Here is a 14,803-nt window from a genome sequence, read left to right as displayed (position 1 = left end):
CCGCGTTCTTAGGCTCTTTTAAAGTTTACCAACAACATAATATCTTCTATTTTTTCAGGAACTACAGGGTCATCCTCACTGGTTTTGATAAGCGTTAAACTTTTGTCTGTTCCCTCAATTGAAAGTCCGCCGAATTCAGCATACAATAAGCCTTTAGTCTTTAGGTCTTCCGAATTATCAAACCCCATTTGTTCTTCCGAATAAGGAGTATTTCCTGTTTCTCCTAATTTAACCTCTACTTGATTAGGACTAAAATCACCTTCCTCTCCTTTTCTAGGCTGGATAAGCAAAAGGATGCTGGTAATCTCCGTATCCAATCCATTAAAAATATAAGGAAACTGTTTGTTGGTGATCACGAATTCTGTTTCCATGTTTTGTCCTTCCGCAGGATGTAAGAATTTATAATATGCATCTGAAAATTGCGATTTCATACTGATCAATTCGCTCCAGCCTTCATCACTTTCCATCGCCGAGTTTAAGTTATCAGTTAAATAGGTATTCACAGCCGTTTTAAAGGTTCCTGTGTTTTCTCGTGAAGTATAATCCATATGCAGAATAACATCACTAATGGAGTCATAGTCGAACTGTTCATAAACGGTAGGAAGTTCCAGTACCCAATCACTAATCACTCCAGCCCCTTCAAATGGAAGGTAACGTTCGTCATTAAAATTGAGCTCAAATAAACCGCTGTCTCTATTTGCACTACTCGTACCGATGGTAGTAGCTAAACCTTGTGAAGGTGAAATACCTGCTTGGAACCGAGGGTCATTTTCTTGTTTTTCATAGTCCTCATTAATCAGACTTGCATCTTTACGGACTTGATTATTAGTAAGAGAAAGTCTTGCTGTTATGTTTCCATAAGGTCCGGACACGCAAGGTATCGTAATCGAAACGGATTTGATACGACGTTGATATTGTCCCGCATAATCCAAATCAAATAAGAACTCTGGGATACTAAAGGTAGTTTTCCCTGTTCGTTTTAGCCTCAGCAATGCCCCAGGATCTATCATCGAAAGAGAGATATGTTTTTTCAGTTCAAAAAGCCGTTCATTTTGATCATCATAACTTTTTTGCATGCTACGCAACTCACGCTCTAGTTTTTCTCCCGATAGCAGTCCTTTCTTTAAACCGTCCCAATGCGTATCGGTAATAAAAGTATTGGTAGTAGGGCCATTGGCATCCCAAAGTTCAAAATGGAAACATTGTTGGGTTTGTTTTGCCAAGGTTAATGCATCGTTATAGGCCTTACGATAAAGGGTACTCAATTCAGATTTCATCCACATATACAAATCTCGGTGACTAAATTGGGAATCAATCACTTGTTGGGTTTCCACCGCATTGGTAATTTGACGGTCGTGAGCCTGTAGGTCTTTTTTGGCCATTTCAATACGGACTTGAGCAGCAGCAATAAGCTCATCGATTTGCAAAGCCTCTTTTTTGGCAGTCTCTGCCTGAAAAGTCCACTCATTTTGACGACGTTTCCAACTTCCTTTGGTATTTTCTATGCCTGCCTTGTTTCCTGCAATTCCAGCAGAATATCCATTAACACTTGCTGCCGCACTAGTGGCAGCAGCTAAAGTTTGTCCTCCAAATGAGGTAGAAACATGTGGAGATCCAAAAGCTCCATTAAGTCCTGCCGAAAATGAAGGTTGTGCTGATAATACGCCACTAACTACTGTCAAACCTGAAGCCTTAGATGTATATGTATTCGCCTTCTGCATTCCCTTAATATAATTCTCTTCTTCTGCAATGGTATACTTGCGATTTCGGTAGAACTGCTCTCTATACTTTACGTTGTCAAGTTGGGATTGTAATGCTCGGAATGATTGCTCCGCTTCCTCTACTGCTTTAATTTTTACTTGGCGAACTGCTTCCAGTACACTTTGTTGATGTTGTTCCCTTAATAAAACAAGCTCATCGCTATCCGCTTTTTCTAAAGCAGACAACATCGATTGTCCCAGTCCTTTTACTTCTTGTATTAATGCAAAGCAGTTGTTTAAAAGGTAACGGAACCTATAATAAGGCAATGGTGCTGTAATTCCACTAATAGCTGAACCCAGACTAGCTCCATTTACCAGAGCAGCAATGATGGCTCCAGGATCAATAGGGGGTTCAAATAATGCTAGTGTACGCTCTTCCCCTGCAATATTTAAGCAATTTCTTATCTTAAAAAGACGATCTTCTACCGTATCCCAATACTCATACATTTGTGTATTGGGTAGCACACAGAAATAACCTAAAGTGTTCATCGCTTCTGCCGCTTGCGTAAATTGATCGGCCGCTGGATTATAATCATTAGACCTTGCTACTCGGCGAGCATAAAATTGCTCCTCTGATAAAGAAGTGAAATTATTACTGTCCTGTAAAACAACATCATTCAATGTGAGCGATTGATTAAGGTTATCGGTCATTACAGGCAACGGACTCAGGTGTTGTGCCGGTGGTTGCCAGACAGACGAATTAAAATTCACCGAAGTATTGATCAGATGGGTAGTCACCACATCAGATAAATAATCCAAAGGACTAAACTCTGTAAAAGAATTTGGATTTAATAACTCCTGGATACTTTTCACATTATTCTCTTGCGCTGGTAATTTTTGCGGACGTTCTCCTAATATTCGCCAAGCCAACATATAAATTTGAAAAGCCTCGTTTATTGATTCTATACTATCATTCGTAAAAAGCTGATCGGCCCAAGCTAATAAATTTTCAATGTAAATCATAATAATCCTACGCATATAAGTAGAAATACGAAAACGAGCAATAAGATGGGGATTAAAAGGATCTTTCTCCCACAATTTAACCAACTTATCCAAGTTTTCGTCGCTTCCATTCATAAACTCTATGAGTTCTTCTTCGGTATCCAAAGCCGAGAATTCAAATAGAGGTTTAATCTTCCAAAAACGCTGAGGGGTTTGTCCTTCAGATTCTGTAGGATCGAAGATATGATGTAGCCACTCTTGAGCTTCTGCAAAACGGTAGTTTGCTGTGAGGTTTTCTGCTACGGTCATAGGGATATGCAGGAATAACTCCCAATTATAAACACTATAAGCTCCAAAAGAAGAAAAGTCAATATCTTCTATAGGATATTTAGGGATAACTCCAGAGCTTGGATTATATACTGTATTAAAATTAAAATCTGTTTGTGCCATTTGCCGTTTAAGATTTTCCTGGAAGGGTTCATATAGACCCCTTAACCCATAACGGTTCACTTGCTGATAGAAGTCGTCTGCATACGGATGGTAATTAGCATAAAAACGATGGCTTGGCGATAAGGGGGTTGGTGGGTTTTCTGTATCTTCTTCATCTGATGGATCGAACTCTTCAAGTATAATTTCTGGTCGATCTGGTCTACCCGCTTCTCCACTTGCATCAGCATTTCCATAGTATATCGTATGGTTTTCTGCATCTGAACCATAAAAAATATTTTCAGAAGTAGTTCCTACTGGACTTCCTTGTCTATTTGGACTAAGATTTCCATTTCCTAATAAGACCGCTCTACTTTCTCCATCCCTATCATCCCTACTCAGCTGACTCTCGGTAAAACTGATAGTCATCGCTCGGGAAACGGTAGCGCTAATTGCATCTACCGTAGACCTACTAATATCGGTTAGTGAAAAAGGATAATGCTCTGGATTGGCCAAGAAATTACGATTTTGATCTTCAAGAAAAAATACATAATCAGATCGAATGCTATCAAAAGGAAACTGTTGGGGTATAGTTGCTTGTGAAGAAGTCACCGAAGTGATCATGCGATTGGCGGCTGGATCCTCTGCAAAAGGGCCAGAAGTAAACCTAGGAATAGGATCATTTTTTTGAAATCTATTTTGCATATAATTGGGAATTCCTCCCGGTAATAAATACGTACTAGGTATTATAGTTGCATCGTTTAGTAGTTCTGGTTGGGCATTACTATCTGAAAAACGCATGGACTGGTTTAAAGTAATTCCTGTAAAATTCTCGTTATTACCTTCTTCTGGTTGATAAAAAATAGGAGTTAGAATAAGGTCGTTATTACTATTTATATCTGTGTAGAAATAATAATTTTTTTTATCACCATATTCAATTTCTTTAGTACTGAATATTTCCTTAGAAATTTTTTTAGGTTGCCATTGACCACGAAAGGCAGTAGTCCATCCCATACGTATTTCATAATATTTCTCTGGCTGTGGTGGTGTTGCAGACATTTTTCCATTTTGAGGTGTGGGAACATTACTAAGGTTAGTAGATACCTCACCACCTTCTTTTCCTTTTTCTATGAAAATAGGCCAAAACAGCCATAATCTACCTGCATATTGTGTAGGAATTAAGTGGTTTCCTTCAATCTCCAACGGAAGTTCCTCCCATGGACTAAAATAAGCATTATCAACCCATTTGCGATGGTAATACACATGAGGTTCGTTTTTAGTACGGGCAAATATATGTACCGTATTGGTGAGGTTTTGTCTTCTGGCACTTCTAATATTATACTCCTCTTGGTATATCTGTGCAATCTCCAATTTTGAAATCTCATTCAAATCTCGTAAATAATTAGTGACCGCCCTACGGGCACTTTCATCCGTGACATTGCTTTGAGAAAGTTCTTCTACGAAATTTTGATAAAGATGCGTCTGGTCATCTCGAGTTTCATTGAGCAACCAATTTTCCGGATACATAAAAACCTTTCGATTGGCTTCCCATACGCGGTAATTTTTACGCCATACCCATTCTTTGGCAAGAGCGTTTGGTACTTCAAATGTAACTGGGGTTCCCTCCAAACGTTCCAATCCCATCAAAGCACGTTGCATAAGCATTTGAATAGCCGATAGCGCTTGTTTAACCCTTGTGGTCATTCCACATGCACTCTTCTGTATGTCAACAAGAAGAAAGTCTGATAATCCCGCTTTACTTTTTTCAAAAAGCTCTCCATCCAACACTTGAGTTTTATAAATTACATAATTCATCAAAGCATCACGTAAAGTTTCTCGTAAACCATCATTTACTTCGATCAGTTTATTAGTTCCTGTGTCTCCTGAGAGTTTTTTCCTTACTGCTTGTTGTACGGCAGAAGCATCGGCTTTTAAATAAATCATTTTGTTCCACCCTTGTACCACAGATGGTTTTACCTCTAACTTTTCTGCAACGCTAAAGGCACGATAAAGCTGATAGATCCAAGCCGACTGAAGATAATACGAACCTGTGAAATTAAAACCTGAGGAGCTTGTAAGGTGCTGTATTTCTAAAAGTGGCCAAGCTGTAAGCGTGGACAAACGCTCTTGAGTCTCATTTTGATCTTCTAATTCCCCCTGATATGCTTGTAATAACATCAAGAACAATTCTGATTTGTCCAAGTCTTGATTTTTTTCTACTTCTTGTAATCTCCAAACATCTAGAAGTCCGCTCATTTCAATTCCAGGTCCTTCCATTACGGGAAATGTAGAAGGTGTTGGCCAATTATCGGGTTGTTGGGTATAGAAAAGAGAATAATATTGATCTATATGTTTCCACTTGGATAGGAAAAGTAAATTTTTAAAAATAAGTCGATAAGCCGCATATACTTCTGGAAAATGAGTTGGACTTATAGCTTGCTCATTTTCAATAAATCCTGTCTTACTTGTAAAGACATTAATTAAGGAGTCTGTAGGATTAGTAAAACTCTGTAGATAATTAGAATCCATTAGCAAAGTACTCTGTAAACTTGCTACTTGTGGGAAGGTTTCTAGAAAATGTGAAATAAATTCTTGAAGAGCAAATTGATTGAGGTACTGTGTGAATACTGTCTCTATTAAAGATGGTTGATTTGAATTAGTTTGTTGTGCTGTAAAGAAAGTTTCATACACATATTGAATACGATTATTTTTATCGTTCTCATATTCTGCAGCAGATAAATTGATCACCTTTTTTTCAAAATCAATTTTATCAATGGTGGTGTCATTTACCAAAGAGAATTGGTTATTCCACCAATTGGATAATTCCGTTTGTATGGGATCGCCATAATCTCCTTGAATAAGTACATCAATATATTTATAGTCAATATCTTCAACTGGTCTTATGGTTTGAGTTTCTAATAAAAAACGGATTCCTTTGGGTATATCCTTTAAGTTGTCAATAGTCTGTCTCCACTGTACGTTTAAAGTTGCTCGAAATTTTTTCAACCAAGTAGTGATATCGGCTACTGGTAATATTTTCTCTAGATCTTTATAATTAAAAAGAAGGTCAACCTCCTCTAGTGAAAAATCTGACCTATCCAATTTTTTTACAAACTCAACAAAATCTAATAGGTTCTTGATATTTTGATCCGAGCGATCTAATGGTGTTTCCGTACCATTAATAAACCCTTTCCATAACATAATTAACTCAGGAATGTCGATTTCAAGCGCATGAGCCATTTCAGTATACCCATGGAGTAGAGACAAGCGTATCAAAGTGGTTTCCATGGCATAATTATCTTCTCCCAACCATCCACTTTCGACTAAAGCATCTAAAGAATTTTCACTGATTTGGAGAGAAGAAAGTATAGCGTTTTTCATTTCACCTAATGATTTGGGAGAATCTATACCCGTACGCTGATTGTTAAGCTTCAAACCATTTTTTTCTATGTCCGTATACGTATAGCCCACCTCTGGATTGAGATAAATATTCTCAAATTGCGTAGCGTCATTTTCTAGGTATGTGGTGGTATTGATCCGAGTAAACCAACTCAATACATCAGAGGTTTTTACACGGAGTTTTTTTGCCAATTTCTCTATCAAGGCCACATTTTGTATAGCATTATCCAAGTCTGTATTGTTGGGGCTATCAATTGCTCCCTCTAGATTATAACCACGAACAAAAAGATCGGCAACTGAAAGTTCCCATCCTAAAGAAGAAGAAAGCTTTTCCAAATAATACAGGCGCTGATAAAAATTACTCACATCTGATATCCTTGCACTTTCTAAAGAACAACCTTCTTCTTCATAGGATATGGAGTATTTACGGCTACCATCAGCTTGGTAAGGGTTTAATGTCTCAGTCTTGAGTAAGTTTTGAAAACGCTCAAAAGAAATACCAATATGATTAATCAATTTTTTTATAAGAAGATTTCCTCCACTATTTTCAAAATAATCACTTATATCTCCAGATACATTATAAGTGGTATTGATATCAAACTGGTTCATTTTAAGTCGCAACCACGTTGGCTTGGAAATGGCCAAAGTACCCACTGTACGAATATTTTGAAGTTCATCTCCAGAAGCGGTATCCCCACCATCTTGTGGAAGGCTCCAAGCTATTTCTTCTCTTGAAGTTTGCACTATAGGCAATTGAAGAATTATAGAGCTGGAAAAGTAATCAAAAGGCAATTTCCAAGGAAACTTATTCGTAGATAGAATAGTATTGATCTCATCCGTAGGTGGGTATTTTGGAGCAATACGCAATTCTTCAGCGCTCCACGTGGTTTGTCGATTATCTGGAAATGAGGTATGAACGAGATCACATAAAAGTTCATTGACAATATCAATAGCAGGGAGTGGAATATTGGTATTATCACAACTCAAATCTATCTTAGGCATATCACCTCTTCGTGAATTATTGACCCCTTCATAAACCTGTGTCAGCAATTCATATAGAGATAGGTTTCCTGTTTTAATTTTTTGACCATATTGAATTAAATCCACTAAATAAGCAGCTGGACCAAAAATAGATTTGCAATGTTCACAAGAGCAATAATCTGTTTTTCCCAATAGAGATTCTATATCGGGAAAAATGTTTGTCACCTGATTGCTATAAGTATTTAATCTATTGCCACGAACTACACTAAATTCCGCAGCATTAAGTCCTTGGTTATATTTTCCTGCTAGATTAATCGACCTTGCTGTCACTTCTCTAGCACTTGCATAAACTTGGCTAGCAGAAACCTCTCCTATATCACTGGAGAGATCCGCAAGAAATGAATTAAATGATGTCATTGCTATATGCGGAGCACTCTCATAATTTCTATTATAAAGCACCGTTGCTGTTTTTGCCTTTTTATCTCTTGGAGCGATGGTATGGAACCTTTGCAGCTTAAGCAAATCCTTTGTAAAGACCTCTGGATCTGAAATCCCTGAAAGAGAATTAGGATTGTCATTAAGGTACTTGTGAATAGGCTCCTTTCCTAATTCAAAACCTTCATTGGTTTTAAAAAAAGTATTGAAATCCGTCTGGGAGGGAAAACTAGCGTCTTCAGAAATCCGAGCGGCCATATATGGTGTTGGGAATGCTTCTTCAATCTGAACACTTATCCATTGTGCGTAATTTTTACGTTTTTCATTAATGGTGTCCCCTTCAATATAAGGAGGAATTGGATCTCCCGCATTTTGAATGTTGGTTTCCAAATCAGATTCCGTTACTTGAACCAAGTCTTGAGCTTTTGTAAACGTATGTGAGCTTCTTAATTCACTCATTAAATCTAAATTGGAGGAAGTAACCGCTCCCATTTGCGATATCAATTTAAGGCTTTGACTGTAGGTACTTAAATTTTCGTCTACGGCATTCCAGAAATTTTCTGGAGAATCCCTATGCTCCCTATATAAATCAAAAAATTTTCTTTTGGTTGTTAGGGATGCGCTGCCAAAATCTACAAGACTAACAAATTTCTTTATATCATTATCTGAACTGGACTGAATCAAACTATCAACTTCACTTTCATAGCTTGAAGTTAGCTGATCAACAAAAGCTGTTTCATTAAAAGAAGTCGATATTATGTTACGCTCTTTAGCGATAGTAATAGCCTTTAAAGTGTCTTCTGTTTTTAAATTGATAATATCTTTAGCTTTAAAACCTGCTTTAGTTCGAATTAAGCTATAATAACCTTCAACCTGATCTGGAGATGAAGAAATCAAATGGGCTTGACTATAAGCTTTTACCCAGCCCTGAGGAAGATTAGATTGCTTAGAAAATGTATCGACATCATGTTGGGTAACTTCACTCCATGAGAAATTTGGTGCATTCAGATCAAACCACTCTTTCACCTTATTAAACTCATTAATGCCCTTAATGGTCTTCTGGGAAGTAATCATATTTATGGACTGCAACTTTTTTGCTCCAATAATTAATGGTGATCTTTGGTTGACTCCTTGAGAAGTAACCTCTATAAAAAGATTAGCTTTACCTTTCCAAGCTAATCCAAATTGTTCGGCTGTAAAAGATATAAGGTAGTTACCATCGTTATTGGTTTGTTGCTCTCCTAGTAAAATTTTTGCTCCGTTCTGAGAATGATATGCTTTAACCGAATAACCAACAGCGGGGGAACGATCGGACTTGATAATTTTTCCTTTTACTACATAATTATCTAAAACTACCAAAGTAGCCTTTTGAGAAACAATAGACTGACAAGAAGTGCTCACAACACAGTCATATAAACCCATATCGACCAAATTCACATTTTGTAGGGACAATACAGGATCTGTTTTTCCTTCTAGTGGAGTTTCATCCTTTCTCCATTGATAAGAAATACCTTTCCCTGTCGCTGTTATACTAAAAGTAACTGCCGTACCTGATTTCGCACTTACATCACGTGGTTGGTGTAAGATTTCCGGAATATCTACCGTAATCGTAGCTGGTTCTGAAAGTACTGAGGTTTCCTCATTAGAAACCCTTACCGTAATTATGGTATTGTTATCCCCTGCTGTCAATTCGAAGCCATAATCGCTCTTGGTTTCTCCCTCAAGATCTACTCCATCCTTAATCCATTGATAAGAAACTTCTTCAGAGTTTGCTTCTACGGTAAACATTATATTTTCCCCTGGGCAAGCCCTTACACTTTCTGGCTGTCTAATAATACTCAGTTGCTCCAGAAGGGCTCTATGACGGTTGATCAAAATTTCAATGTAATAATTCCAAAAATTAGATTTCGAACCAGGAAGTGAAAAAACAATATCTGAAGCTATAACCCTATCCTGTAAATTACTAAATCGGTCTATGGGAATTTCTTGACCCTGATAATATTCAAAAATAGCAATTGCAAAGTTACGTTCGTATTCTGTGAACTTTCCAGGGTATGATTCCCACTCAGAAATGCCTAAAGCTTTTTCCTTTAACCATTGACTCAAAGAAACTATAAAATCCGTTTCAGCAGGTATATGCGAAAGTTCTTCTAATAAAAGAGTATTTTCTTCATCAAATCTTTTTTGAAATTCATAAAATTCAAATACCTGAAATTGGGTTTGATAGGTTTTTCTAAGTGATTGAATTACGACCTGATGCCCAATAGGAAATAATTGAATATAATCGGTCCAGCGGTTTGGTGATGAAGACATAAACTAAGATGTTTTTTGTAGTTAAATAAATTAAAAGTATACTATAAACCTCAACTACAATATAAGTAGCTGATAGATTAATATTTACATAATGCCCTAACAGAAAAAAACTTACCTGTAATATCCTAAGGAAATAGGATAGTTGAAAATTTTAATCTCTCTGTTATTTAAAAAAATCATATTTTCTAATAGATTTTTTAAGATTATTTTCCATAAGGCATTATGGGATTTTTTATATGTATGTCATTAAGACGTATTTAATTTAATCGAAAACAGTTAGTAGGTTTTTAAAACCAAATTTGAGGGAGGTATATTGGCAAAATGGAAATAACTTGCAACGATATATACATATACCTAACTATTTTAACATTATAAATATATATTATTTAATAAAGAAACAAGCTAATTAAAATTAAATAATTTGAAATTTAACAATAATTTCATCTTGAAAATCTTGGGTTTCCCCATTGAATACAACCACTATTTGATCTACTATATAGATGAAGAATATTAGTAGTTGATTCACCTTTAATTAAGTGGATTTTATCTATAGTACTACTTATTATAAGTAAGAACAGTTATCTTATTAGGTATGGAATATTGGATACCTCTATTTCATCAAGAATCAAAGATAGAAGATTCATTCTATTGAAAGTCGACAATGGTTTTTCTTTTAATCGATTGCTATTACAGATTAATCTTATTGGTAAGATTTAATTTACAAAAGGATTTTACATACTACATCTACAATAGTCTTAATAGCCTTATTTTTAAATTGACCAAGACTTATTTTAGAAATACCAGCCTTGTGCAAAGCATTCATTTCGAATAAATCTTTTTGACTATTCAAAAGCCATTCAAATTCTTCCAGAGTAATTTTATTTAATGCTAACAGTTCTGTCCACTTTTTTAGTTTTAATTTAGAAGCATCTAAAAACTGATTGACAGCTTCTTCTCCTTCATCTTTTAATTCTCCATATTGGTTTACTATCAAGCCCAATAAATTTTGTCTTAATTGTTTTAAAATTTCCTCGAAATCCATATTAAATACTATTGATTAATTTCATTAATTGATCTTTTGACTCTTTACTTTTATTGGCTTCATAGTTTATAATAAGATCTATGGCCTCTATAACCTGAGATTTTGCCTGTTCTACAAAAACTTCAGACATTTTGTTTTGCTCTTTCCAACGTTTTAGAAAACCCGCTAGCAAGTTTCTCTCTTTATCAGAAAGTATTTTCCACATTTCTAAACTAATATCATTATAAGGCTTGTTTTTCTCGTATTCCACAATTTTATCTAATTCAGAAAGCAAATTGGTTACCTCTTTTTCATAATCATTATATGGATAGGTAGCCTGATCCATAAGCTGACTTGACATTACTTTTATCTCGGTTGCTTTTTGATAAGAATGTTGATCAAAAGTTGCGGTTTTTAGACTTTCGCAGGAGATAAACAGAAAGCTAATAATTACAATAAGATTAATTAATTGAAGTTTTTTCATAGATTTTAAATTTTAAAATAGTTCCTTTTTAACTCTTAAGATAGTCTGTATATGATAATTGATAATTTTATTTCTACCTCCTGCTGTGTTTAAAATTTCATTAAATTCTTGAAAGTTATCCATAAAAAAATTTTCTGTTAAGATAGCTGGCATTAATGTCTTTCTAAGTACATAGAAGCTTGCTTCTTTATCTAGATCTCCGTCACGATAGTCTACCCTTAAAGGTTTTTGAGGAAACTCTTTTTTAAACTCCTCTCCAAATATTGTGGCTATTTTATCACTTTTACTTTCTCCATAATACGTAAACACCTCTGCTCCTGTGCCTCCACCTGCATTGGCGTGTACGCTTAAATAAAAACATTTTTCTTTATAAAACTTGTTAGCCCTATTTACACGCGTGTATAAAGTAACATCTCTATATTCAGGGGCGATGCTTACATAATTAATATTTAAGCGTGTTAATTCTTGAATGATTCCATTTACAATGGCTCTATTAAATTCTCCTTCATAAATCACACCTTTATCCTTCCAATTGATACTTTTTCCTGAAGTTTGGTATTTCCCATTTATGAGACCGCCGTGACCATTATCTAATAATACTAGCATAATTTGAATTCTAAACCTTTAAGTTACAACTTTTTTAAATATTAAGTAAATCCTTACGTTTGGACTTATAAGCCTCCCAATCAAATTTTTCTAAAAACTCTAAGCCTTTTTGAGCTCCCATCACAAATAGTTTCTTTTGATCTTCAAATTTGATATCAAAGTTTAACCAATTGAATTTCTTATCTGCATCAATATGGCATATAAGCTGTTTATAATCTGGGTTTTTCATTAAAAAGTCATAATCATATATTTGTCTCATGGTACTTATCATTGCCCCTCCTAGACTAAAGAAACCGCTGGTTTTACTATAATCTTCACGGTATACACTAAGCCTTACTCCAAAGGTCGGCTTAGAGGGAATTTTTTTCTGGTGAAAAATATTAATCGGGAAATTTGACAATAGTCCTCCATCTACAAATTTAACTTCTGGGGGTACAGCCCCTTTGTATCCAGCGTACTTTTGCCAATCTGGATGATTTGAAGAACCATTAGAAGGAATGTTTTTCTTTACAAATGGAAAGTAAAAGTAAGGTATAGCAATAGAAGCCCTTACAAACTCTGAAGGTTTTATCTTTTCTATATCATTCCAGTACAGTTTTGCCATTCTGGGAAAATCTACCTTGGTATGCGTGGTCACTTCAGAAGTAATGATTGCTAATTTGGCTTCAGGAATTACACTATTCTGGCGATGGTATAAAATAGGTGTTTTCTTTCGCTTTGATTCTAAATCTGCATAAGTAGTAATTCCACCTTTATACAAATGCTGACCAATCCAGTTCTCAAGTTTTTCTCCAGGATTAAGACCCAAATGGTTTTTGAGTTGGGAATAAATAGTGATACTGTTCCAAATTAAACTCCATATCAATCCTCCTTTTCCATCTATTTTTCGCTGGATAAGACGTTTTATGCCTTTAGGACCATCTACGAAATCAAATAAATTTTTATCACTTAAAATATTCAATATTTTGACAGAAACCGGCTCTCCAATCTCAGCCAAACCAGCCATAAATATTGTGTTAATGGCTCCTGCCGATGTTCCTGCCAAACTGTGAAATCTTACTCCTGCTTGTTCTAAAATATAGGTATACCCCACTAAAGCAATTCCCAAAACCCCACCACCTTCTTGAACCAAATCTACATATTGGTTACCCTCCTTATCATAAATGTCTGAAAACTGCTTTTTACTTTCCTTAATTTGTCTAGCCCTACTAACCAATTGGGTGATTTGAGGACCTTCTAAAAAGTTTTTGTCTATCTTTTTTATCATTAATTGAATTAGAAGTTAGAGTTTATAATTACCAATGTACCACATCATAAGGATAGTATTTTTGATTTTTCAAAATTGAATCATCTATTCCTTTTATTTTAGCAATTGCAGCAGACTCCCAAGACCAGTACCCAAAATAATTGTTAACCTTTGTATTTAGATGAAGGTTATATCAATACGCTTCTTGATGCGCTTGATACCAATAATTATCTAGATATAGTTTAATATCATTAGCATTTTCAGCATTTAGAATAATATTATACAAAGGAGCATCCCAAGGATTTGCAGAATTATTTTCCCAGGTTGGTATCTTATTCTGTATAATTAAAGAAAATAATGAGTCATTTAAATTATTATCATCAATTACATTTACAATTTTATTGAAATATTCAGTATCTATCTCGCATAATAAACTTATTGAAATTAACCATAAAGAATCTTCATAATCACCTCCATTTTCGAAAAAAAACGATTCAGCATAAGCGTCAATAGTCTGTTTCAGTGATTCATTAATAATGTTTTTTTCTTCACCTAAAGAATAAAGGGCAATAGTTCTTTTTAACAACATATTAAAGAGTAACCGTTTAATCTGAAGCTTTAAGTTTTCATCTTTTTGATTATTTATTTTTTCAATATATTTAGGAATCGCTTGTGTTACTCGACTAATAATTTCACTAAACCCCGTCGAATTTAAGTTACCTCTCATAATAAAATTAAAAATATCATTTCAGTTATAGCTCTTCAATACTATTTACTCCTAAAAATTCTTCTAGAGAGTTTGATATTTTCTTTGGATTTAATTCATCATATCTAAATAGATAAATTTCATTATAAATACTGTCACTAATTTTTATAGTAATAATATGCCCAACACCTGTTGTAGCAAATGGAATAAAATTTTCAGGAATTACATTTTCTTCAATTTGCAAATCATTAAGAAGTTCCTCTAATCTGAATTCTCCATATTTTAAACTTGCAAAATCATAAAAATTTGAATCTGAAATTTCAATTTCACCACCATTATATTTCAAATAAAGATTTTTCAAATTTTCTGGAAAAATTATGTCATTATCTTTTTCAAACTTCTCTATATCTTCTATTAAAATTGGTATTTCAGAATTTATTATTCTTTTTTTCATTTTTCTTTTAATCAAGTTCCTGTTAATAAA

At 34.8% G+C, this 14,803-nt stretch carries 7 protein-coding genes and 1 pseudogene; all 8 read right to left on the bottom strand.

The window, feature by feature from the left end; genetic code table 11:
* Positions 1 to 8 precede the first annotated feature (8 nt).
* The 8 genes and pseudogenes from FT986_RS11515 to FT986_RS11480 all read right to left on the bottom strand — a co-directional run bounded on the left by FT986_RS11515 (position 9) and on the right by FT986_RS11480 (position 14,773).
* Positions 9 to 10,256 carry a neuraminidase-like domain-containing protein gene (locus tag FT986_RS11515; RefSeq protein WP_147865185.1) on the bottom strand — a complete coding sequence of 3,416 codons (10,248 nt, stop codon included), beginning with the start codon at positions 10,254 to 10,256 and terminating at the stop codon, positions 9 to 11.
* Positions 10,257 to 10,974: 718 nt separating this feature from the next.
* The gene (locus FT986_RS11510) at positions 10,975 to 11,298 is read right to left on the bottom strand and encodes a hypothetical protein (protein ID WP_147865184.1); all 324 of its coding nucleotides are present in this window, start codon (positions 11,296 to 11,298) and stop codon (positions 10,975 to 10,977) included.
* Position 11,299: 1 nt separating this feature from the next.
* Positions 11,300 to 11,761: a hypothetical protein gene (locus tag FT986_RS11505; RefSeq protein WP_147865183.1), complete on the bottom strand. Its 462-nt coding sequence runs from the start codon at positions 11,759 to 11,761 to the stop codon at positions 11,300 to 11,302.
* 12 nt (positions 11,762 to 11,773) lie between these two features.
* On the bottom strand, positions 11,774 to 12,367 hold the full coding sequence (locus FT986_RS11500) for an N-acetylmuramoyl-L-alanine amidase (protein WP_147865182.1): 594 nt from the start codon (positions 12,365 to 12,367) through the stop codon (positions 11,774 to 11,776).
* A gap of 34 nt (positions 12,368 to 12,401) precedes the next feature.
* A complete protein-coding gene (locus tag FT986_RS11495; RefSeq protein WP_147865181.1) occupies positions 12,402 to 13,634 on the bottom strand; it encodes a patatin-like phospholipase family protein in 1,233 nt (410 codons plus the stop codon).
* Positions 13,635 to 13,662: 28 nt separating this feature from the next.
* A pseudogene (locus FT986_RS16330) lies at positions 13,663 to 13,785 on the bottom strand (PoNe immunity protein domain-containing protein); the annotation flags it as partial.
* A gap of 21 nt (positions 13,786 to 13,806) precedes the next feature.
* Entirely contained in the window at positions 13,807 to 14,340 is a 534-nt protein-coding gene (locus FT986_RS11485; protein ID WP_147865180.1) for a PoNe immunity protein domain-containing protein, read from the bottom strand.
* A 25-nt stretch (positions 14,341 to 14,365) separates the two neighbouring features.
* A complete protein-coding gene (locus FT986_RS11480; RefSeq protein WP_147865179.1) occupies positions 14,366 to 14,773 on the bottom strand; it encodes an SMI1/KNR4 family protein in 408 nt (135 codons plus the stop codon).
* Between the last annotated feature and the right edge of the window lie 30 nt (positions 14,774 to 14,803).

This window comes from Mesonia sp. K4-1 (assembly GCF_008017825.1).
Taxonomy (GTDB): Bacteria; Bacteroidota; Bacteroidia; order Flavobacteriales; family Flavobacteriaceae; genus Mesonia.
Note: the sequence above shows the minus strand (reverse complement) of the source record. Positions and strands in the feature narration are given on the sequence as shown.